This window comes from Pseudomonas sp. K2I15 (genome assembly GCF_002204795.1).
In the GTDB taxonomy this organism is placed as follows: Bacteria; Pseudomonadota; Gammaproteobacteria; order Pseudomonadales; family Pseudomonadaceae; genus Aquipseudomonas.
In genome coordinates, this window is sequence record NZ_NIXO01000013.1 from 30,053 (window position 1) to 51,719 (window position 21,667).

A 21,667-nucleotide genomic window follows, 5' to 3' on the forward strand; every position below is an offset into this window, starting at 1 on the left:
CGATTTTCAGCGCACATAAAAAAACGCCGCGTACCTTACGGTAGGCGGCGTTCGTTTACAGCAACAAAACCTTAGGCTTGAATCACAGGAATGTTGGCGTTTGCAGCAGCTTCACGGAACTCGGCGATCTGGTCAAAACTCAGGTAGCGATACACGTCGCTGGCCATGGTGTTGATCTTCGCAGCGTATTCCATGTACTCCTCGACGGTCGGCAGGCGACCCAGGATGGAAGCCACCGACGCCAGCTCAGCCGAAGCCAGGTAGACGTTCGCGCCGTCACCCAGGCGGTTCGGGAAGTTACGGGTCGAAGTCGACACGACAGTCGAGTTCGGCTCTACACGTGCCTGGTTACCCATGCACAGCGAGCAGCCCGGCATTTCCATGCGCGCGCCAGCCTTGCCGTAGATGCCGTAGTAGCCTTCTTCGGTCAGTTGGTGAGCGTCCATCTTGGTCGGCGGCGACAGCCACAGACGGGTTGGCAACTGACCCTTGACCTGATCCAGCAGTTTACCGGCAGCGCGGAAGTGACCGATGTTGGTCATGCACGAACCGATGAACACTTCGTCGATCTTCTCGCCTTGTACCGACGACAGCAGACGGGCGTCGTCCGGATCGTTTGGCGCGCAGAGCACAGGCTCTTTGATGTCGGCCAGGTCGATCTCGATGATTTCAGCGTATTCGGCGTCAGCATCGGCAACCATCAGCTCAGGGTTGGCAACCCAGGCTTCCATCGCTTGGGCACGACGTTCCAGGGTACGCGCATCGCCGTAGCCTTCACCGATCATCCAGCGCAGCAGGGTGATGTTGGAGTTCAGGTATTCGGTGATGGATTCTTTCGACAGCTTGATGGTGCAACCGGCAGCCGAACGTTCAGCCGAGGCGTCGGACAGCTCGAAAGCTTGTTCGATGCTCAGGTTGTCCAGGCCTTCGATTTCCAGGATGCGGCCGGAGAAGGCGTTCTTCTTGCCTTTCTTCTCTACGGTCAGCAGGCCAGCCTGGATCGCGTAGTAAGGAATGGCGTGAACCAGGTCACGCAGGGTGATACCAGGCTGCATTTCGCCTTTGAAGCGCACCAGGATCGATTCCGGCATGTCCAGAGGCATTACGCCAGTGGCTGCGGCGAACGCTACCAGGCCGGAACCGGCCGGGAACGAAATGCCCATCGGGAAACGGGTGTGGGAGTCACCACCGGTACCGACGGTGTCCGGCAGCAGCATGCGGTTCAGCCAGCTGTGGATGATACCGTCGCCTGGACGCAGCGATACACCGCCACGGGTCATGATGAAGTCAGGCAGGGTGTGGTGGGTGGTCACGTCGATCGGCTTAGGGTAAGCCGCGGTATGGCAGAACGACTGCATTACCAGATCGGTCGAGAAGCCCAGGCACGCCAGGTCTTTCAGTTCGTCACGGGTCATAGGACCGGTGGTGTCCTGGGAGCCGACGGTGGTCATCTTCGGTTCGCAGTAGGTGCCTGGACGAACGCCAGCCACGCCGCATGCCTTGCCGACCATTTTCTGCGCCAGGGTGTAGCCCTTGTCGCTTTCAGCCGGAGCTTCCGGCAGTTTGAACAGGGTCGAAGGTGGCAGACCCAGCTCAACGCGAGCCTTCTCGGTCAGGCCACGGCCGATGATCAGCGGGATACGACCGCCGGCACGGACTTCGTCCAACAGAACCGGGGTCTTCATTTCGAAGGTGGTCAGGACTTCATCGCTGTTGTGCTTGGTGACTTTACCAGCATGCGGGTACAGGTCGATCACGTCGCCCATATTCATGTTGGTAACGTCGAACTCGATTGGCAGTGCGCCAGCATCTTCCATGGTGTTGTAGAAGATGGGAGCGATCTTGCTGCCGAAGCAGAAGCCGCCAGCGCGCTTGTTCGGCACAAAGGGAACGTCGTCGCCGAAGAACCACAGCACCGAGTTGGTGGCCGATTTACGCGACGAACCGGTACCGACCACGTCACCGACGTAGGCGATCGGGAAGCCTTGGCCGCGCATTTCTTCGATCTGCTTCATCGGGCCGGTTTTGCCTTGCTCATCCGGCACGATGCCTTCACGGGCCATTTTCAGCATGGCCAGGGCGTGCAGCGGGATGTCAGGACGGGACCAGGCGTCCGGGGCAGGGGACAGGTCGTCGGTGTTGGTTTCGCCAGTCACCTTGAACACGCGCAGGCTGATCTTGTCGGCCAGGGTCGGGCGGTTCTTGAACCACTCGCCATCAGCCCAGGACTGGATCACGTCTTTGGCGTGCTGGTTGCCGTTCTTGGCTTTTTCCGCGACGTCGTGGAACGCGTCGAACATCAGCAGGGTGTGCTTGAGTTGGGCGGCAGCGACGGGGGCCAGTGTGGCGTCGTCCAGCAGCTCGACCAGGGTCACGATGTTGTAGCCGCCTTGCATGGTGCCGAGCAGTTCAACAGCGCGTTTCTTGTCGATCAGGGGAGAAGTGGCTTCGCCCTTGGCCAGGGCAGACAGGAAACCGGCCTTGACGTAGGCAGCTTCGTCAACGCCTGGTGGAATGCGGTTGGTGATCAGGTCAACGAGGAATTCTTCTTCGCCAGCCGGGGGATTTTTCAGCAGCTCGACCAGGCCTGCGGTTTGTTCGGCGTTAAGCGGCTGGGGAACGATACCCAGGGCTGCACGCTCTTCGATATGTTTGCGGTAGGCTTCAAGCACAGTTATTACCCTCATCAGTGGTCCCACGGGACGCTCATCCAGAAATGCACGGCACGCATGCGCTCAGGGGCTTTTTGGGCCGTAGAGCCAGCGCTGCCGGCAATCCTCACAGAAGCTGCTTTCAAAGTTTTACGCCTGCAGAACGGAGCTGATGAGGGTTGGCGCTGGCTATTTACCGGGTAAATAACCATCGCCAACACCGTTCTTTAGGAACGACTGTGCTCGTGACGCTTTGAAAACAGCTTCCAACGGATTATTGGCGCCTTACAAGGCCGGATGATTCTACGGCAAAAAATTTCTAAAGGTAAGTTGCCTCGCCAAGTTTGCAGGGTGATGAACCTTAGACAAAGGGCTAACATGTGTGGCTGTTTCGCTGATTTGTGCGTTGTCGACCATGTCTAACCAAACCATCAAGACCCCCTGCGTCGGGCTGTGCTCCACGGTTTACGGCGATCTTGTGTGCCGGGGGTGTAAGCGGTTTCACCATGAGGTGATTCAGTGGAACGGGTATAACGAGGAAGAAAAACGTGCGGTTTGGCTAAGGCTGGAACAGTTGTTGGTGCAGGTTATGGCGGGGAAGCTTGAGGTGTTTGACCCCAAAATGCTGCGTGGGCAGCTGGAGCAGCGCAAGATTCGGTTTGTGCCGCATCAGTCGGAGTACTGCTGGGCCTATCAGTTGATTGCCCGGGGTTCGCGGGTGATCAGCAATCTGGAGGCTTATGGGATGGTGCTGATGCCGGAGTTTCGGGAGTGGAATCTGCCTGACCTGCGGGATGCGATTGACCGGGAGTTTTTTATTTTGTCGGAGGCGCATTATCAGCGATATATCGCGCCTGGGTTTCTCCGGGATGCGTTTGGGAGGTGATGTTTTTGCTGGGATTGAGTACATATCCGTTGCTGCGGTAACGGCTACTTAGGGTTCCGCTCTTACAGCGGGTCACTTTTGGCAAACGCCCGGAATGCCGGCCCAGCCAAAAGTAACCAAAAGGTCTTTGCCCCACCACTCGGTGCCTCGCCTAGGCTCGGCATGCCGGAACGAAGGCACCGCGAAGCGGGTCGCTGCGACGGGCCATCGTGGTTGACGGGGCCCGCAGATCAAGATCGACAGCAGATCAAAAGCACGGCGGCCTGAAAGCCGACCTGAGTGTTAGAAGCAAAGGCCAGATCCAGAGCGAAAGCAGAACTGCTTTTATGTGGGAGCGGGTTTGCTCGCGAAAAACCTGAGGGCGCCGCGTTGAATCAGAAAACCATCGTCATCGTTGACGACCTTCGCGAGCAAGCCCGCTCCCACATTTGAACCGTGCCCGCTTTAGTTTTTGATTTTGCTTCACCACACTCAAGCCGGCCGGTAGGCCGCTGTGTTCTTGATCTGCTGTTGATCTTGATCTTAGGCGCCCCGTTAAACCACGCTGGCCGAACGCAGGTAGTACAGAGTGAGGGCGCACCGAGCATTAGCGAGGTGCCGAGTGGTGGGGCAAGAGCCATTTGGTTACTTTGGGGCTTTTTTTCCAAAGTGACCCGCTGTAAGAGCGGAACCCATATCAAAAACCACCCAAAAAACGGATATGTACACACCAAAGGGCATCACCCGTTAGCCAACTCCTCCAGATGATCCATCAACTCCTGCGGCTTAAGCACCAACACATCACTGTCCACCGCATCCAGCACCACCTCCGCCGTATTCCCGATCAACGCCCCCGAAATCCCCGTACGCGCCACCGTACCGATAATGGTCACCGCCGCCTGCCACTTATGCGCCGCATGAGGAATCAATACATCCGCCGGACCTTCCTCGATATGCAGATGCGTGTCGTCAATATCAAACTCCGCCTGAAACGCCTTGCACTGCTCTCGATAGCGCGCCTCGATCGTCTCCTTGAGCTGAAACACCGGATCCGCCGCCGACAGCATCGGCGACGGATGCGCACTGATTACATGCAACTGCGCCTTGGCAAGGCTCGCGATATCAAACCCATGATCAATGATCGAGTTATGCAACGCCTGATGCTCTGCATCGGAATTCCCCACATCGATGGCCGCCAAAATCACCCCGCCAGCCCACGGCTTGGACGTCTTCACCAGCAACACCGGAGTAGGGCAGTAACGCATCAGCTTCCAGTCCGCAGGCGTCAACAGCGCCTTTTTCAGCGGGCTGTCGGCAAAATGCTGCTTGACCACCAACCCACAACCCTCGGCCTGCTGCACGTCGATGATCGTTTCATGCAGGCTGTCATTCCACGCCTGCTCGGTGGTGACGCTGTAGCCATCCTCCTGCAAACCCGACTTGAGCAGGCTCAGCATCGCCGAATGCTCGTGCTTTTTGTCACACACCAACAAATGCAAATGTGCCCCCGTCACACCGGCAATCAGCTTGGCGCGCTTGAGGGCCAGGCTTTCCGAATGCTCGGGCTCGATGACCACCAGGATGCTGCGGATGGCTTGCATGGTCGGGTTCTCCAAAAAGGGTGGGCGTGGAACAACTATAGTTGCTGCCGGCCACACGTCATGTTGATGCACATCAAGCCCGGTGGCTGGCGGTCTGCGGCGTGGTCGGTATAATCGGCGCCCTTTTGCGAATCTTTGCCCGTGAGCCCGATGAACCTGCCAGAAATCCACGAATTCCTCGGTTGCCGCACCCCCGACGGCTGGGTCCAGGCCGCGTTGGCCGACCAGGAAACCTTGCTGATCGACCACAAGAACTGCGAGTTCAAGGCCGCCAGCACCGCCTTGAGCCTGATCGCCAAGTACCATTCCCACGTCGACCTGATCAACCTGATGTCGCGCCTGGCCCGCGAAGAGCTGGTGCACCACGAGCAAGTCATGCGCCTGATGAAGAAGCGCAAGATTGAACTGCGCCAGCTCTCCGCCGGCCGTTACGCCTCGGGTTTGCGCAAAGTGGTGCGCAGCCATGAGCCGGTCAAGCTGGTGGACACCCTGGTGGTCGGCGCGTTTATCGAAGCCCGCAGTTGCGAGCGTTTCGAAGCGTTGGTGCCGCATTTGGACGAAGATCTCGGCAAGTTCTACTTCGGCCTGCTGAAAAGCGAAGCGCGACATTTCCAGGGTTACCTGAAGCTGGCTTACCAGTACGGCGACGCCAAGGACATCGCCCAGGTCATCGACCGGGTGCGCGCCGCCGAGCAGGAGCTGATCGAGTCACCGGACGTCGAGTTCCGCTTTCACAGCGGCGTGCCGGCCTGACGCAACCGCTACACCGATCAACACGGTGATCCCGGCCAGCAGCAGGATCACCGTCTGCGCCCCCAGTGGCGCCGCCAGCAGCGCAATCAACAACCCGGCCAGTGGCTGCGAGAGGTTGTTGAGCAAGGTCAACACACCCACCGTCTTGCCAAAGTCCTGGACCGGGATCACCCGTTGGCGAGTGCTGCGGATGTACACGTTGAACATCTTGTCGAAACCGGTCACCAGCAGGAAACCCGTGGCATACGCCCACATATTCGGGCTGATGGCGGTGATCAGTGCACCCACGGCAATCATCGAGTACGACAAACCGCCCAGCACCTTGAGCGGCAGGGAAGCGCGCGCCAGGTAGAACAGAATGGCGATGGTCACCACCGCGCCCGCCGCCTGCAATCCCGCGTAGGTGTCTTTACCGGCGGCGTATTGACCGATGACCATCGCGGCGGAGGTCGCCAGGGTCACACCGATAATCAGGTTCACGCCCACTGCCAGGGCGATGATCTTTTTCAGTTCCGGCAGGTCGCGGATGTGCCCGAAGGCGATGCGCAGCGGTTGCAGCCAGATGTCATTGTGCTGCTCGAAGGTCTCCAGGTTGACCGTGGTATTGCGTTGCCAGATGCGCATCGCCACGTCCGCCAGCAGGAACAACCCGGCAACCCCCAATACCACCCAGTGCCACGCCCACACTTCGAGCATCAGCGCCGCCACCAATGGGCCCAGCACCAGCCCGGTCTGGTCGGCAATCTGCGAGTAGGACAATGTCTTGGCATAGCTGTAGTGCTTGAAGATGTGTGGCAGCAACACTTCCCGGGCCATGATGCCCTGGGTGGTCAACACGCCGCACAGTGCCGAAAGGATGACGATCCAGTAAATCCCGTCGAACATCCCGTACAGCAGCACCGACACTACACAGGCCAGCGCCCGATAAACCTGGCTGATATGCAGGATGCGCACGGCCGGATACTTGTCACACAATGCCCCGCACACCGGGAACGACAGGTAGCGCGGCAAGGACTCGACAAAAAATGCCAGGCCGGCCCACGACACACTGTTGGTGGTCTGGAACACGATTAACGGCACGATGAACAGCAGAATCTGGTCGGCCAGCCGCGACAGAAACAACGAAATGAAGAACGCCAGGTAATCCTTGCGCATACAACTCCCTGTGAATGGCGTTAAAGATTGCAGGCTATTTGTTAAAAACTCTTAAAAGCATGAAGCTTCGTCGGCCAGTGATGGCCAGCTGCTTTAGTTGGCCAGCTTGCCACCTATAATGCCCGCACTTCAATCCGCGCGCGCACTGGAAATTTATGGATAACTTGGGTCTCGGCAAGGTATTGCTCGTGGAGGACGATCAGAAGCTGGCAGGGCTGATCGCCCATTTCCTGTCCCAGCATGGCTTTGAGGTGCTCGCCGTGCACCGCGGTGACTTGGCGCTGGCGGCCTTCCTGGAGTTCAAGCCCAAGATCGTTGTGCTCGACCTGATGCTGCCTGGCCAGAGCGGCCTGCATGTGTGCCGCGAAATTCGCAACGTATCCGACACGCCGATCGTGATCCTCACCGCCAAGGAAGACGACCTGGACCATATCCTCGGCCTGGAATCCGGCGCCGACGACTACGTGATCAAACCGATCAAACCACCGGTGCTGCTGGCCCGCCTGCGTGCCCTGCAACGCCGCCAGACCCCGGAGCCCACGGTGCGCGGTTCCCTTGAATTCGGCCGGCTGGCCATCGATCGCAGCTGCCGGGTGGTAAGCCTGGGCGGCGAGAAGATCGACCTGACCACCATGGAGTTCGAACTGCTGTGGTTGCTGGCCAGCGCCGCCGGGAAGATCCTCTCGCGCGATGACATCCTCAACCGCATGCGCGGGATCGCCTTTGACGGGCTCAATCGCAGCGTCGACGTGTACATCAGCAAGCTGCGCGGCAAGCTCAATGACAACCCTCGGGAACCGGTGTGCATCAAGACCATCTGGGGCAAGGGCTACCTGTTCAACCCGTTCGCCTGGGAGGTCTAGATGTTACGGCTGTTTCTGCGTCTGTATATCATCCTGGCCATTGGCTTGGCGGGGGCGATCTGGCTGGTGAACTACACCTTCGATGAGCTGCTGCCGGAGGCCAACGAGACCTACAACCGCGAAGCCCTGCGCGGCCCGGCGTATGGGCTGGTGGAGCAATTGCGGCCGGTGGCGGGTGAAGCGCGCGCCGCCCGCTTGGCCGAGTTGCAACCGCATTACGGGTTGCGCCTGGCGCTGGTGCAGCGTGATCAACTGGCGATGACCGAGAGTGAGAAACAGTTGCTGGCCGCCGGGCAATTGTTGGTGCGGGGGGACTTCATGGAATTCCTGGTCGACATTGATGGCGGCTCGCAAATGCTCGAAATCAAACTGCCTGAAGAACCCAAGTGGCTGTACCTGTGGGCGTATGGCTTCCTTGGCCTGTGCTTGGCCATCGTCCTGTATTTTTGGGTACGGCCCCATTGGCGTGACCTGGAGCACATTCGCCTGGCGGCGCAACGTTTCGGCGACAACGACCTCGGGTCGCGCATCCTGCTGCCGCGCCGTTCCACCGTGCGCGAGCTGGCGGGGCACTTCAACCAGATGGCCGAGCGTATCGAGAGCCTGATCGCCAATCAGCGCGAGCTGACCAACGCGGTCTCCCACGAACTGCGCACGCCGATCGCGCGCTTGTCGTTTGAACTCGACCAGCTCAAACAACAGGCCGACCCTCGCCAGAGCCGCGCGCTGATCGCCGACATGTACGCCGACCTCGGCGAGCTGGAAGAAATGGTCTCGGAACTGTTGACCTACGCCAGCCTGGAGCGCGGTGCCACGCAGATCACCCGGGAAAGCATCGAGGCACACAGCTGGCTCGACAGCGTGATCGGCAGCGTCGCCCTGGAGGCTGAAGCGGCGGGGGTGCAGTTGCTGCTGCGCACCTGTGAAGTCGACTACATCCGCATCGAGCCGCGCTTTATGGCGCGGGCGGTGATCAACCTGTTGCGCAATGCTATTCGCTATGCCGACCGGCGCGTGGAAGTGTCGCTGGTGAAGTTTGGTGCCGGCTATGAAGTGCGGGTCAATGACGACGGCCCCGGCGTGCCGGTGGAAGGTCGGGCGAAGATTTTCGAACCGTTCCTGCGCCTGGATGCCAGCCGCGACCGCCGCACCGGTGGCTTTGGCCTGGGCCTGGCACTGGTGCAGCGGGTGTGCCAGTGGCATGGCGGGCAGGTTGAAGTGCTGGACTCGGAGTGGGGCGGGGCGTCGTTCCGCATGACGTGGGCGTATGTCGAGTAACCCTCTCGAAGGTTAAGAAGCTCAAATGTGGGAGCGGGCTTGCTCGCGAAGACGGTAGGTCAGTCGCCGGATGCATTGACTGAAACACCGCCTTCGCGAGCAAGCCCGCTCCCACATTTTGATTGGGTTATCACATTAAAAGGTGTACTCGACCATCCCCATCACCGACGTCTGCAACCGTCGCTCCACAATCGGGCTTTGGCCGGCCTTGTCTGCCAGGTACTGCACATCCAGCAAGGTCGAGAATGTGGTGTGGTCGCTGATGGGCAAACTCCACACCAGGTTCATCCCGTTGCTGATATTGCCGCCGCTGGCCTTGTAGGCCTTGAAGCGACTCTGCGCGGCCTGGCCGGTGGTCACGCCGTACCAGGTCTGCATGTAATTACTGTCGCCAAAATGGCTGCTGAGGCTGACGTCCAGCGAACCGTAGTCGCCGTCATACAGGTTGGTGCCCAGGCTCAGTTCCAGGTGAGTGAATGCCTTGCCGGAATCCTTGTGATCATCCTCCTCGAGCGCATGCTCCAGGGTCGCGCCCATAATCACCCCGCCAAGGTTATAGCTGGCGCTGACACCCACCTGGGCACGCGTCTTGATCTCGCCCATGCCCTTGAGTTTCTTCGAGCCCGGGCGGCCGGTTTTGCTTTCATCCTTGCGAGAGCCACTGGCGCCGACGTAGGCGCTGAAACTCGCGCCGCCGCCGTCATAACCCCAGCCCAGGCCCTTGTCGGTGTCGAGGAAAATCCCCCACGGGCTGACGACTGCCGCCCCCAGCACCGGCGCGGTCACCCGCTCGTCGCTGCCGCTGTAGCGGGGCAGGTTGGCCACGCCGGCCTTGAGGGTGTATTCCCAGTCGTCGGCCAGCAGGGTGTCGGCACTGGCCAGCAGGCACAGGGACGTCAGGGACAGGCACAGGTGTTTTGAACGCATGATGGTCTTCATGTGGGGTCAGAGACTCAAGGGGTTGTGGGGGGGATCGGTACGTTTGAAGTGGTAGCCGGAGGCACTCAGGCCGTTGACCTGGCGGCTCACGGTGTCGCCCAGGCCATAGCCGTTGCCGGCCAGTACCGCGTGGGCGTTGTCCACCGGCAGCAGGATGTAGTCGGTCAGCGGCTCGTCGTGCAGTTGGCCGCGGATCACCAGGAAGCCGTTTTCCAGGCGCACGCTGATGCCGCTCAAGGGCGCGTCGGGTTCATGGGTGTTGAGCACCTGGTAGGTGCCGATGGTGTCGGCCCAGGCATTGCTCAGCGGCGTCTGTTCGATGCGTTCGCCCACGGGCACGCGCTGGCCGTGGCTGCGGGCGGTAAGCATCTGGCGCCCTTGTACCGTCACCACATCCAGCTGCACGCGGCCCAGTTCGCCGAGGTCCTTGAGCCAGAAACCGAGGAATTTCTGCTGCGCCCGCAGCCAGCCCTGGCCGTCGCGCAGCAGTTCGAAACGGGTGCCGGCCAACTCGCCGTACAGCTGACCGTTTTCGTCCTTGATACGGAAAACACCCCAGGCTGTGGCATAGAAACCCGCCAGGCGCTTGCGGTCGATGGCGGCGGGCACCTGGCGGATTTTCAGGCCGTGGGTCGGTTGCTGGCAGTCGTCGGCACACACCGGGTCGCCGGTTTGGGCCTGGAGCATCAGGCGCAGGGTGTCGGTGGTCAGGGACACCACCATTTCCTCGGCGTTGCTGTCGTTGGCCATCACCATCACGGCCAGTTGCTGGTCCGGCAGCACCGTCAATTGCGCGGCGAAATCATCCCCGCCACCGCTGTGCTGGAAGGTGCGGATGCCGGGGCCGACCGGCTCATCACCGCAGGGCGCGAGAAACCATCCCAGGCCCATCTGGCAGTCGAAGTCCAGGGCGTTGCCGGTGTTTTGTTGGGTGAACATTTCGTCGATCGACTGGCTGCCCAGTATCTGTTTGTCTTTGTAGCGGCCCCGGGCGAACAGCATTCGCACGTAGTGGCTGAGGTCCTTGGGGCTGGCCCACAAACCACCGGCGGCGAGGTCGCGCACCTGGGCATCGGCGCTGGCGGTGCCGTCTTCATAACCCAGGGCGCGGAAGCCCGGTTGCGCGCCGGTGCCGACGAAGCTCGACTGGTACATTTCCAGGGGCTTGAGCAGGCTGCTTTGCAGCCGGGTTTCGAAGTCTTGCCCGCTGCTGCGCTCGATGGCGGCACCGGCCAGCGTGTAGCCGAGGTTGGAATAGGCCACTTGAGTGCCCGGTGGTGTGCTGAGCCACACCCCTGAAATGCGCATCGGCATCTGGCCCATGGCGAAGGTAGTGCGCACGTCCCGCAGGTGTTCGCTGGGCAGGCCGGACTGGTGGCTGAGCAGGCGGCGCAGGGTAATGTCGCGGTCGGCGGCGCCCTGATCGGAATGAAAACGCGAGCGTACGTAGAATTCCCGCAGGGTGTCCTGGATCGGCGTGTCGAGGGCCAGGCGCTGTTGCTCCACCAATTGCAGGGCGGCGGTGGCGGTGAACAGTTTGGAGATGGCGCCGGCACGGAACGCGGTGTTGGGGGTAACTGGTTTGCCCAGGGCTTTGTCGGCGAGGCCAAAGCCATGGGCCCAGATCAGTTCCTGGCCATTGACCAGTGCGATGGACAAGCCGGGTACGTTTTGCCTGGCCATTTCACCAGGGATGCGTTTTTGCAGGTAGCGGATGATTGCGCTGTAGTCGCCCTTGGGAATGGGCGGCGGTGCCGGCGGTTGGCCGTGGCAGCCGATGCTGCCCAGCAGGCAACCCAGCAGCGGGATACTGCGCAATGTACGAAACATGATGAGCACCCGAGGGGTGGTTTGGATGCTCGAATGCTAGGGGTGGGCCGTCCATGAGTCTTTGTGAGCTTTGTCGCGAAAGTGTCAAAGACTGTTAACTGGAGTCGACCCAAGCCGGTTTGCTTCATTGCTGGATCTCCAGCGTCAGCTATACCTACAGCTCGGTGTTCCTTCGATAACAGCCAAGGAGTTCTATGATGAAGCTAGGATTAATGATCGGAACGGTATTGATTGCCTCGGTCGGGGTGGCGGGGTGTTCCAGCAAAGTGACGCAGCCGGACGAATACTCCGGGTTTCTTTCCGACTACAGCAACCTGAAGGAGGCCAAGTCGCCGTCGGGGGCGGACGTGATGCGCTGGGTGGATCCCAACCTGAACCTGAGCCGCTATACCGCGGTGTACATTGAGCCCACCCAGTTCTATCCCAAGCCGCAAGCCAGCACCAAGATCCCTGAAAGCACCTTGCAGGGCATCAGCACCTACTACAGCCAGGCGCTCCAGCGCGAACTGGAAAAGTCCTTGCCACGGGCCAACGGGCCTGGCCCGGGTGTGATCGTGGTACGGGCGGCCATCACGGCGGTCAGCAGCAAGACCGAAAGCCTCAAGCCGTATGAGTACATTCCCGTCGCCCTGGTGGCCGCAGCCGTCAGTACGGGCGCCGGGATTCGTGACCAGGAAACCACCCTGGGCACCGAAGCTCAATTTCTCGATGGCGCCAGCGGCAAGGTGGTCGCCCAGGTCGTGCGCAAAGGCACCGGCAAGCCGTTGTCAAACGACTCCCAGGTGATGAAAGCCGATGACGTGAAAAGCGTCATCGACGGTTGGGCTTCGGACCTGCATCAGTCGTACCTGAAGCTTAAAAAGGGTTAAGCCTCAAAAGGTGCTGCGCGCCGGCTTGTTGTAAAAGCTGAGCAAGACGTCGTAGCGGTGGGTGACGAGGGCAAAGTCGTCACTCAGTTGCTGCGGCGTCGCATGTTCGTGCCAGTGTTGTTGCAGGGTTTGCAACGCTTGCAGGTACGCGTCTGCCGACGGTGCGATGGTGTGCCAGAGGTAGTTGGCAAACTCGTCCCGTGGTTTGCCGGGATGCAGGCGCACATAGTCCTTGCCCTGCGTGCTGGCCTGTTGCACCGCGTCGATCAGCGGCGCGAGGGTTTTTGGAGTCAAGGTGGTGAGGTACGCCCCTTGCTCCAGCTCGTCCACCGCAGTACGTGCGGCAATCATGTAGTTGAGCAGGTGCCAATGGGTGTCCTGGCCAAAACGCGCCTGCAGCAGCGCCAGTTGCGCAGGGCGCAGGCGCACGTCCTCACGTTCCAGGCGCTTGCGCAGCTCGGTGGAGGCGGTCATATAGGCATCGCCCTTGATGACCATGGCTTGTGCTACCTGGCCCTGTGGCGGTTGAAAGCGCGTCTGGCCCAGCCGCTGGTAGAAGTCGAACGAGTTGGTCAGCGGCGTGGCGGCCTGTAAGGCCAGCACGTAGCGCCCGGCCGCATTGATCAGCGGGCTATCGGGTTCCAGGCGCTCAAGCTTGCCGGTGATGCGTTGGGCGCAGATATCGTTTTGCAGCTCGCGGCCCAGGGCTTCGTCGTGGTCGCCGAACTCCTTGAGAATCCGGTCCATCTGCACGAGCGACTCGTAGGTTTGCTCGTCGAAGATGGAGGGCCGGTACCACTGCTGGTGGGTGTAGCCGTAATAGAACAGGCGCCAGTCCCGGTCGACGCGGTTCATGCAGTCGACGATCGGTGCCAGGGCGCTGGCCTTGGCGGTTTCGGGGCCGTCGCGCTTGTCCAGCCACAGTTGCACTTGCGCCACCTGCTTGCTGGCGCCGGCCAGGCCCAACAACCCCAGGCCCAATGTCAGGGCGATGGGGATCAACCATTTCGGATTCATCGTTTGGCCTCCTGGCCGTACCATTGCGCCTCGGTGGCGGGGGCGTGGCATTCCTGGGCGGTGGCCGGCAGGCGGCTGCACAGGCGCTCGGTCCATTGCTGCAAGCCCTGGTTGCGATTGACCTGGTGTTGGCTGTCGAGCATTTTCAATCCGCCATACAGCACCACGCACGCGGCGATGCCCAGGGCGATCATGCGGGTTGGCCATTGGGCGTTGCCGGCTGTCCATGGGGTGTGGGTTTTCAGAGTGTGCCGCTTGAACAGGCCGATGGCCGCCAGCACGAGCAGCAGCGTGACGCTGGCCGCCGGGCCGATTTTATAACCGGCCGCCGCCATCATCGCCGCGCCCGGCAGCAGGTCGCGCAGCGGCAGCAGCGGCAAGCGCGTCGGGCTCAGCCAGCGGGGAAGCAGGGCGCCCAGGCGTTCATCCAGCACACGATACTGGTGGGCCAGCGGGCGCCACACGTGCCACCCCACGAACCCGCCCATCACGATGGGTATCGACCACAACAGGCCGATGCCAAGGGTTCGCAGCAGGTTGCCGGCCAGGGATTCGGCATGTATCAGGGCACCAACCATGCAGCCCACGACAGTCGCCAGCACCAGCGGCCAACTGTCGAACGTACGTTCCCAGCCTTGCCAGAAGTAGGGCGTGCCGCCTGGCATCGAGGCCGCCACCGTGGGGTGGTCGGCATAGATATCGGCGCTGAGGCGTTGGCACGCGGCCCAGTCGTCTTCGTTCAAGCGCTGGGCAAAGGCGCGGCGTTGACCCAGGGTCATGGGCGCCAGCAGCAGGCGCGCGGCGCGTTGCTGCGGGGTGCCGGGAGGCTCGGCTGCCAGCTCGCGTTGTCGGGCGATAAACAGCGGGCTTTGCTGGCGCCGCAACAGTTGCGGCCAATCGCCGGGCGGGCAGGTATGGTCGCTGCCGCCGTGCCAGCCCTGGCCGGCGCACACCGCTTCAAACACCGTCGGGGACCAATAGCGGGTGTCCAGCAGCAGCTTGGCCAACCAGCTGTTAAACCACTGCGCGTGGGGATTCTTGTCAATCCAGGGCTCACACAAGCGTGCTTCATAGGCGGCCAGGAAGCCTGCCTCATCCTGCTGTTCCAGGGGCAGGCGCAAGGACTTTTGCAGGGCCGCCTTGCTGTGCATCTCCAGGGCTTCAATCAGTACGTCGGGCAGTTCCAGGCGTTGCCAGGCGCTCAGCCACTGGAAGGTTTCAAAGGCCCATTGGCGGTCATCAAGGCTGACTTCGTGGGTGTCGACGATGCGTTGCAGCAGCGTGACTTCAAACGCGAGCCCGGTGCCGGTAGCCAGTGCTTGCTGATACTGCTGTTGCAGAGTCTCGGCAACGACGGCAGTGGGTGCTTGCTCAACGGTCGTCAGCTGATCATCTTCCTGCTGCCATTCGCTCCAGCTCAGCGCCTGTTCATAGGCTTCACGCAGGCGCTGGAAACCCTCGGGGTCGTCATCCGGGCGGGTTTTCTTCAGCTGCGCGGCGTATTGGCGTTTGATCGTGCGGGTGTCGGCATCAGGGGACAGGCCGAGGACGTTCCAGCAACTCATGTGCGGTGCAACTCCATGAACAACGGCATCGCCCTCCTGGCGGGCGATGCAATGGAGCGCACCTTACCTGTTTGGCGCGAATCTGTCCTTCCCTGACATCAGTGCTTGCGTGGTGCGGGTAAACGCTGGCGAATGACTACGTGAAACCATCGCTCTACGCCTTGGAAATGACTGAAGTCAGGGTGCTGCGGTGCTACGTGATCAGGCGCTATTTGATCGGTGTGAGCGGTGGCTGCTTCCATTGGCCGTTGCCCACTTCAGGCTTGGGCAGGTAAATGCGCAACAGGGCGTAGAACGGGCCGGGCGGTGCTGGCAGCCAGTTGCTTTGTTCGTTTTTCGGTGGCTCGTGGTGCGCCACCAGCAGCGTCAGGCCGCCATCGGCGTCGAGCTTGAAGTTGGGCAACATCCGCGAGTTGAGCAGGTAGCGCTTCTTCAGGTTAGGCGCCAGCAGCTTGTTTTTTGCGTCGTACATGGTCAGTGACCAGAACGCGTCAGTCGGCGGCAACTGGTCCTTGGCGAAGTGCAGGGTGTAGCTGTGGCGGGCGCCGTTGGCCGGTTTGCCTTCGCTGTCGATGGAATAGCGCATATAGGCAGCTTCGTCGCTGGAGTTGCCGAACATATGGGTGCTGGCGCCAGCGTAGCGGTACAGGTAATTGTTCTGCAGGTGGTCACGGTTGCCGAACAGGTCTGCGCCGGACACTTGCTGGGTATCGATCTTGTCCTTCTTGAACGCCGCAAACTCGGCCTTGCCGTCGGCAATCCCGTCTTCCAGGGCTTTGCGTTGCTCAGCGGTCAGGGCCTTGAGGTCAAACGGTTTGCCGGCTTCGACGCCGATTTTGGCAAAACGCGCCAGCACATCCTTTTCACTGTCCTGAGGGGCTGCATAACCCAGCATGAAGTTCAGGTAGCGGAACAGGTGCACGCTGTCGCTCATGGTCGGGGTTGGCTTGGGCCAGGCGATTTTCGGCGGTTTGGTCGGTTTTGGCTGGTTTACATAATTGCTGAGGGTCTGGACCTTGTAGCCGCCCTGGATCAGCTTGACCTTGCCCAGGTCCTTTTCATCGAACAACTGCGTACGGTAAAGCGCGTAGGCGATATTGCTTTCGCTGTACACCACGCGGTCGATGTTGGTGGGCTGCTGACCCTTCCAGCCAGGGCCGGCGATCATGTAGTGGCCACCGTTGTTGCCGGTGCTGCGGGTGCCCAGATAGCCGAAGTTCTGCGTGTAGAGGTCGATCAACTGCACCGAGTAATAGCGGTCGTCTTCGATTTTTGGCAGGGTCAGCACTACAGGCTCGGCGCGCAAGTCCAGCCAGACGAAAGAGTAGGGCGTGTCCGGGTTGGGGGTGAGGAACGCCGTGTCTTTGGGCGTGAACACTTGGCCGGTGTTGCCGATATGGTTGAACGGCGCCTTGAAGTTCGGCCCGGTCTTCTCGACCGCCTGGGTATAGAGAGTCTTGTACATCTCCACCACCGGGAAGCCATAGAGGTAGGCTTCCTTGGCGATGGCCCGGGCTTCACTCGGCGTGGCGGTGAAATCGGCCCAGGCGCCGGTACTCATGAGAATCGAGAGGCTCGCCAACAGCAGGCGCGTCGGAGTTCGAATCATGTTGTTGCGTCCTTACTGAATCAGTCTGATGTTGTCGAGTTTTCTGCTGTTATCAAAGCAGGCCTCGCTGGGCGCGTACAGTCGCAACTGGCTGAACCTGTGCGTGTCGGGCAGAGTTTGCACTCAGTTGCTCAGGAAGTCTTTTGGCACGTGAGGTCCAACACAAAGATCTATCGATCAGTCGGCATTAACGAGATCAAAATGCCGCCCGTGAAAGGCGGCATCAGGGGGAGCGGTCAAGGCAGCATGGATTTTACTTTGTCACGCAGTTGATCAATCGAGAACGGTTTGCCAATCACCTGAGTGCCAGGCGGCACATCGATATTCTCGGCATAACCACTGGCAAACAGAATCGGCAGGGCGGGGCGCAGTTCGCGGGCCTTGGCGGCCAGCTCTACGCCACTCATGCCCGGCAGGCCGTGGTCGGTCATCATCAGGTCGATGGTGTGTGCGGTGTCTGTGATGATGTCCAGGGCTCTTTCAGCGTCTGCCGCTTCAAGCACCTGGAACTCCAGCTCTTCGAGGACATCGACGATTAGCATGCGCACGATGGCGTCGTCTTCGACTACAAGGATGGTGGAGCTAGCGGCGGACATAATGAGGTTTCCCGAGAAGTGGAGGGTGCAGGTCTTGATCAGTCGAAAGACCATCCTCTAATGAGTCGCGTCAATCTCGGCAAGTTCCCGAAACAGGGTAGGCATTGTGCCGGGAATGAGTAGGAATGTCCCGTTTAGGGCGTAGATGCGCGGGAGTTTTGAGGGGGGCAGAGAAGGTGCAACCGAAAACGCCCCTGCCGAGCGCGATAACCGGGCAAGGCAGGTGGCGTATTCCACGATTGGATCGGAGCGTTTATACGGGCGCGGATACCAATTCGGTGACGGCTGCCTTGTCCAGATTGGCCGAATCAAAATCAGTCTCTTTAAACTCGCTGACACTGTATTCGCGAACGCCGCGCTTTGATCCGTAAGGGGATAACGACGTGCCAATTCCTCCGCTATTCAACGTTTTTTCCATGCCTTCTTGCATGGACCTCAGGGTTTCGAACTTTACCATTCCTGAGTTGGGCTCGTAGAAGAACCAGGAAGTACGGTCATTTTCGACTTTGATTCCTGCAATCATTCCATGGTTTTTGTCGCCAATTCTCAATGTTTTCGACGTGGGAGAGTTGGTCAGGTCTTCAATGATGTCTTGAGGGCTTTTTTTCTCGAAAGGTCCCATGTGAAAGGTGTGTTTATTGTTTACGGAGTTTTGAAAGTCTCTCAAGCCACGAATAAATTTTTCAGAGGCAGGTGCTGTAGGAGCGGCTGCAGCCCTGTAGATATTTTGCATGAATTGGTCTTCTTTCCCGAGGTGAATGGCTTGTGCCATGGCATTTGACAGGCCTGCGCATTCACCTTTTGAGGCCAGGTCAACATGCGCAAGGTAATACTCCTGGGAGACAGGGATCACTTGCACCCCGGGGGCAGCTACGTCGTGCCTTAGAACCGCCGATGCATACTTGGAGTCCTCAATTCGCTTGTTCTTTATTTCCTTGGCCAACATACCAACCTCTTCCGGTGTTCGATTGGGTTTTGAGGCCAGCTCTATAAGCTCGGAGGTATCAATGTCCGGATAATAGTCGGGAATTTTTTCCGCGCCGCCGTTACTGAAGCCCCGTTCATAGGCTGGGCGGTTAGTTGGGGTGGTGGCGTCGTCCAGATTCTTCTGGAGCCCGCCAAAGTGGGTTTCGATCGGTCCGCCCGTCGCGATGCCGCCCATCAGGCCACTGCCTTTAGGCTTGAAATCATTGAGGGGCGGCCCGTATGGCCGATTTTTGACGGGATCGAAGCGATACCACTGATCGTTCCGGTGTATGGCGACGCCCTCGATACTGTGCCCTCCTGCTTTAAAGGAGCCGATCAGCGCCTGCCCGTGTTCTTTGCTGACGGCCTGCAGCAAGTCATAACTGCCCGTAGCACCCCGTAGCTTGTTGATTTGCTGCAGGCTTTGCGAGGCTATGGCGCCGAATCCCTTGCCCACCAGCCCGGCCCCGCCGACAGCCAGGTCTCCCAGGCCTCCCAAGGGATTAAATGCGCTGACGGTGGCGGTCCCGATGATTTTGGCGCCCTTTAAAATCCTGGCCGCGCCGGAAGCTGCGGAGCGCCCGACTTTGGCCACCTTCACGGCGGTTCCCACCCCGGCGGTGAGGAACCCGAATACATCCAGCGCCAGGTCCGCGGCACCCTCGCCGTAGTTGCCCTTTTTGAAATTGACAATCGCCGAGCGGAAGGGAACCAGGTCCAACAGGAATTGTTCGACGGGTTCGGCCCTGGCCCTTTGATCGTCATAGGTCGTGCGCCCGAGGGCTTGTTGCTTGATCTGGGGGTTGTCGAGATCAAAGTGCTCAACGAACGCATCGGCGATGTACTTGGTTCGCGTGGAAGAGAAGCTATTGGGCGGCGCCTCACTCGACGGGGTCGTTTCAGCCCGCTGGTGCGCTTCACTGCCTTTGGGTGTGAACACTTTGGTCTCAAATACCCGGTTGGCCGTCCTGGAGGTTTTCGCCTGCACCCGTTCGACGCCCACAGGTTCAATGGTGCCCTTGTCGAAATTGATTGCATAAGCGACCGGGTCTTTACCCTGTTGCTCAATCCTGACCAGCAACTCCTGGTTTTTCGGGTCTGGCGTATCGGAAGGCAGAATGCCCATGCCCAAGGTATGGGAGGACTCTTGGTAAAAAGTGATCGCACCATATTCAAGGTTTTTTCGGTCACCGATCGGGAGTTTGCCGATCAGGTGTTGGAGGGTTGTTGTGAGCGCGGCCTTTTTGTCTTTGATGGTCGCGCCGAACTGCTGCTCGAATTCATCGGCAGCACCGAACCTGGGGTTGGCATTCAACGCGGCCAGGTGCGGGATGATTCGATCGTCCGCAGAATGAAACTGTGCCGGGTTGGGCAAGTCCATCATGGCAATATCGAGCAGCGAGTGTGTGCCGGTCAGGCGTGTTCGGTTGCCGGGCCCGGCGTGGCTGAGGGTGGATATCAGTTTTTCTTCAAACAGCGGGCCCAGGTCGCCAAAGCGCTCGATCAGCTTGGCCAGGGCGAGTTCTTTGCGGGTCGGGATGTCTTTGTCCAGTGAGTGGGACGCGGTCATCCGCTGTTTCTGTTGCGTATTAAAGGTGTCGTTGAGTGCGTTCAACTCCTCGCCGGTATAACGCTCGTCATCCTTCTTGCCGAGTACGCCATTGGCCACGCCCCAATCCACCAGGGCGGCTTTTTGCGCCTGCTGGGTGACTGCCAGGTTTTGCAGGTTGGCATTTTCAGCGGCCAACATGACCTGCACAAAGGTCATGTTCGGTACCCTGCCTGGCGTCTGGGCTTCGATCGTCACAGCAGCGACGGCCAGGCTGATCCAGGCCGGGCTGCCGTATGTCACGCTGGGGGGAATATCCTTGATAAGAAACTCGGGCGCCCTGCGTGCCAGTAGCAGATAGGCGCCCACCTTGGCCATTTCCGGGGTGGTTTTGCCCGCAGTGCTCAGGTGGCGGCTCAAGCCCTCCAGCACCGCGGATGCCGGTTTGCCCCAATGGGCATCCTGGGCCAGGTCGAAACCGGCCACCTTGTTTCGGTGAGGCTTGGCGGTCGACTCTGGGTCCAGCAGCAGATTGATGGCCGTGAGGGTGTATTCATTCACGCTGGTGTCGGTGGCAACACCCTCCAGGCCGGTCTGTATCGACTGCCCCAGTGCCTGCCCCCGAGGGGAACTGATGAGGTGTTCCAGCGCTTTGGCAGGGTCGTTCAATGCGTCGCCGGAGAGCGGCTGGTTCCTGTTCAGAAACTCCAGCACACCGATGCTCACGCCTTCTTGCGGCAAGTTCGGATTCTTTTGGGCAAAACTGTTAGCGGCGGCCACCACCGAGTGCTGCGCACTGGCGCCGATGGGAACGGGCCAGGACAAACCGCCACCAAAGCTGCCAAGCGGGTGCTGCTGTGCACGGTCACCGATAGCCCTGGCATGACCGGTCAGTTGGAAGTGGTTGGTAGGCAAGCCCAGGCCAGTGCCCTTGAGAAACGACTCTACGGTTGCGGCATTGCCGGCCTCCGTCGGGAAGGAGGAGTCGGGGTGCACGTCCATAGGCGTGGTTTTCAGCGCCGTCAACACGGCATGAGGAGTGGCGTCCTCTCCCAGCCTGGCCGCGATTTCGTTGAGTTTTTGCCCCATTACCTGCAGGTTCTTCCTGTCGCCTAATGCGGCCTTGAGGCCTGGTTTCTGCGGGTGTGCAGTGTGGGAGCGGGGAGGCGGCGAGGGGGGATTCTCGACTGCCGATTCCGTCGTTTCCGGCGGGATGTTTGATGGCCCGGCTGTGTTATCGGCCAGCGGCGCGTGGAGTGTGGGCAAAGAGGGTTGCTGGAGTGAGACGGTGCCGGGGCTAAGCATGGTTGGGTACCTTTCTGGAAGTCGGATACGCGCCTTTTTAGAGGAGGTTCCCTGTTCCCGAGGCGCCCCGATTGGGTGGGCGTCTTCGCCGTCGTGGTTCCTGTGGTGGTCGATTGACTGTGTAAGGAGCAAAGTCAATTGCTGACTGTTAAAACCATCGTTCTTATGCTTATCAAAGGTTTGCGTAATGTTTTTGAGCGTCGCTGGCAGAAAAATAGCGTTCAGGCGCAACTTTGGGGCAAACTCCTCGTTTTTC

15 protein-coding genes are annotated in these 21,667 nt (G+C 60.0%); 5 read left to right on the top strand and 10 right to left on the bottom strand.

Features of this window, described 5'->3' with window-relative positions:
• Positions 1–71: 71 nt before the first annotated feature.
• A complete protein-coding gene (acnB, locus tag CEC48_RS10835; protein ID WP_176438702.1) occupies positions 72–2,672 on the bottom strand; it encodes a bifunctional aconitate hydratase 2/2-methylisocitrate dehydratase in 2,601 nt (866 codons plus the stop codon).
• 394 nt (positions 2,673–3,066) lie between these two features.
• Here acnB and CEC48_RS10840 point away from each other — a divergent pair, with 394 nt between their 5' ends.
• Complete coding sequence (locus CEC48_RS10840; RefSeq protein ID WP_088423731.1) at positions 3,067–3,537, top strand: DUF1289 domain-containing protein; 471 nt, start codon at positions 3,067–3,069, stop codon at positions 3,535–3,537.
• A 719-nt stretch (positions 3,538–4,256) separates the two neighbouring features.
• Here the strand turns inward: CEC48_RS10840 and CEC48_RS10845 are convergent.
• Positions 4,257–5,117 (bottom strand): universal stress protein, encoded by an 861-nt coding sequence (locus CEC48_RS10845; protein WP_088423732.1) that lies wholly within the window; start codon positions 5,115–5,117, stop codon positions 4,257–4,259.
• A 150-nt stretch (positions 5,118–5,267) separates the two neighbouring features.
• On the opposite strand from CEC48_RS10845, the gene CEC48_RS10850 reads away from it, so the two are divergent.
• Positions 5,268–5,870, top strand: a complete 603-nt coding sequence (locus CEC48_RS10850; protein ID WP_088423733.1) for a tRNA-(ms[2]io[6]A)-hydroxylase — start codon at positions 5,268–5,270, stop codon at positions 5,868–5,870.
• Here the strand turns inward: CEC48_RS10850 and CEC48_RS10855 are convergent.
• Entirely contained in the window at positions 5,826–7,025 is a 1,200-nt protein-coding gene (locus CEC48_RS10855) for an MFS transporter (RefSeq protein WP_088423734.1), read from the bottom strand. The genes CEC48_RS10850 and CEC48_RS10855 overlap by 45 nt on opposite strands.
• A gap of 155 nt (positions 7,026–7,180) precedes the next feature.
• On the opposite strand from CEC48_RS10855, the gene CEC48_RS10860 reads away from it, so the two are divergent.
• Positions 7,181–7,888 (top strand): winged helix-turn-helix domain-containing protein, encoded by a 708-nt coding sequence (locus tag CEC48_RS10860; protein WP_017480435.1) that lies wholly within the window; start codon positions 7,181–7,183, stop codon positions 7,886–7,888.
• Positions 7,889–9,166, top strand: coding sequence for an ATP-binding protein (locus CEC48_RS10865; RefSeq protein WP_088423735.1), 1,278 nt, complete (start codon positions 7,889–7,891; stop codon positions 9,164–9,166).
• A gap of 135 nt (positions 9,167–9,301) precedes the next feature.
• Here the strand turns inward: CEC48_RS10865 and CEC48_RS10870 are convergent, their stop codons facing one another.
• Together CEC48_RS10870 and CEC48_RS10875 are read right to left on the bottom strand one after the other, a co-directional pair.
• On the bottom strand, positions 9,302–10,105 hold the full coding sequence (locus CEC48_RS10870) for a MipA/OmpV family protein (protein WP_088423736.1): 804 nt from the start codon (positions 10,103–10,105) through the stop codon (positions 9,302–9,304).
• Positions 10,106–10,111: 6 nt separating this feature from the next.
• The gene (locus CEC48_RS10875) at positions 10,112–11,935 is read right to left on the bottom strand and encodes a serine hydrolase (protein ID WP_088423737.1); all 1,824 of its coding nucleotides are present in this window, start codon (positions 11,933–11,935) and stop codon (positions 10,112–10,114) included.
• Between the two features lie 197 nt (positions 11,936–12,132).
• On the opposite strand from CEC48_RS10875, the gene CEC48_RS10880 reads away from it, so the two are divergent.
• Positions 12,133–12,804, top strand: coding sequence for a DUF3313 domain-containing protein (locus tag CEC48_RS10880; protein WP_088423738.1), 672 nt, complete (start codon positions 12,133–12,135; stop codon positions 12,802–12,804).
• Positions 12,805–12,807: 3 nt separating this feature from the next.
• On the opposite strand, the gene CEC48_RS10885 is transcribed toward CEC48_RS10880, so the two are convergent.
• The 5 genes from CEC48_RS10885 to CEC48_RS10905 all read right to left on the bottom strand — a co-directional run bounded on the left by CEC48_RS10885 (position 12,808) and on the right by CEC48_RS10905 (position 21,642).
• Positions 12,808–13,821: a DUF3829 domain-containing protein gene (locus CEC48_RS10885; RefSeq protein WP_088423739.1), complete on the bottom strand. Its 1,014-nt coding sequence runs from the start codon at positions 13,819–13,821 to the stop codon at positions 12,808–12,810.
• The gene (locus CEC48_RS10890; RefSeq protein WP_088423740.1) at positions 13,818–15,386 is read right to left on the bottom strand and encodes a J domain-containing protein; all 1,569 of its coding nucleotides are present in this window, start codon (positions 15,384–15,386) and stop codon (positions 13,818–13,820) included. Before CEC48_RS10890 ends, CEC48_RS10885 begins: the two co-directional genes overlap by 4 nt.
• Before the next feature lie 208 nt (positions 15,387–15,594).
• A complete protein-coding gene (locus CEC48_RS10895) occupies positions 15,595–16,995 on the bottom strand; it encodes a DUF1254 domain-containing protein (RefSeq protein WP_088423741.1) in 1,401 nt (466 codons plus the stop codon).
• 236 nt (positions 16,996–17,231) lie between these two features.
• Positions 17,232–17,591, bottom strand: coding sequence for a response regulator (locus CEC48_RS10900; RefSeq protein WP_088423742.1), 360 nt, complete (start codon positions 17,589–17,591; stop codon positions 17,232–17,234).
• Between the two features lie 253 nt (positions 17,592–17,844).
• Positions 17,845–21,642 carry a hypothetical protein gene (locus CEC48_RS10905; protein ID WP_141099665.1) on the bottom strand — a complete coding sequence of 1,266 codons (3,798 nt, stop codon included), beginning with the start codon at positions 21,640–21,642 and terminating at the stop codon, positions 17,845–17,847.
• Positions 21,643–21,667: the final 25 nt, after the last annotated feature.

Bases quoted from the DNA above. Each gene is read 5' to 3' on its own strand.
- CEC48_RS10900 (WP_088423742.1), bottom strand. From the start codon at position 17,591: ATGTCCGCCGCTAGCTCCACCATCCTTGTAGTCGAAGACGACGCCATC.
- CEC48_RS10845 (WP_088423732.1), bottom strand. From the start codon at position 5,117: ATGCAAGCCATCCGCAGCATCCTGGTGGTCATCGAGCCCGAGCATTCG.
- CEC48_RS10865 (WP_088423735.1), top strand. From the start codon at position 7,889: ATGTTACGGCTGTTTCTGCGTCTGTATATCATCCTGGCCATTGGCTTG.
- CEC48_RS10870 (WP_088423736.1), bottom strand. From the start codon at position 10,105: ATGAAGACCATCATGCGTTCAAAACACCTGTGCCTGTCCCTGACGTCC.
- CEC48_RS10880 (WP_088423738.1), top strand. From the start codon at position 12,133: ATGAAGCTAGGATTAATGATCGGAACGGTATTGATTGCCTCGGTCGGG.
- CEC48_RS10875 (WP_088423737.1), bottom strand. From the start codon at position 11,935: ATGTTTCGTACATTGCGCAGTATCCCGCTGCTGGGTTGCCTGCTGGGC.
- CEC48_RS10850 (WP_088423733.1), top strand. From the start codon at position 5,268: ATGAACCTGCCAGAAATCCACGAATTCCTCGGTTGCCGCACCCCCGAC.
- CEC48_RS10855 (WP_088423734.1), bottom strand. From the start codon at position 7,025: ATGCGCAAGGATTACCTGGCGTTCTTCATTTCGTTGTTTCTGTCGCGG.
- CEC48_RS10860 (WP_017480435.1), top strand. From the start codon at position 7,181: ATGGATAACTTGGGTCTCGGCAAGGTATTGCTCGTGGAGGACGATCAG.
- CEC48_RS10895 (WP_088423741.1), bottom strand. From the start codon at position 16,995: ATGATTCGAACTCCGACGCGCCTGCTGTTGGCGAGCCTCTCGATTCTC.
- CEC48_RS10840 (WP_088423731.1), top strand. From the start codon at position 3,067: ATGTCTAACCAAACCATCAAGACCCCCTGCGTCGGGCTGTGCTCCACG.
- CEC48_RS10885 (WP_088423739.1), bottom strand. From the start codon at position 13,821: ATGAATCCGAAATGGTTGATCCCCATCGCCCTGACATTGGGCCTGGGG.
- CEC48_RS10890 (WP_088423740.1), bottom strand. From the start codon at position 15,386: ATGAGTTGCTGGAACGTCCTCGGCCTGTCCCCTGATGCCGACACCCGC.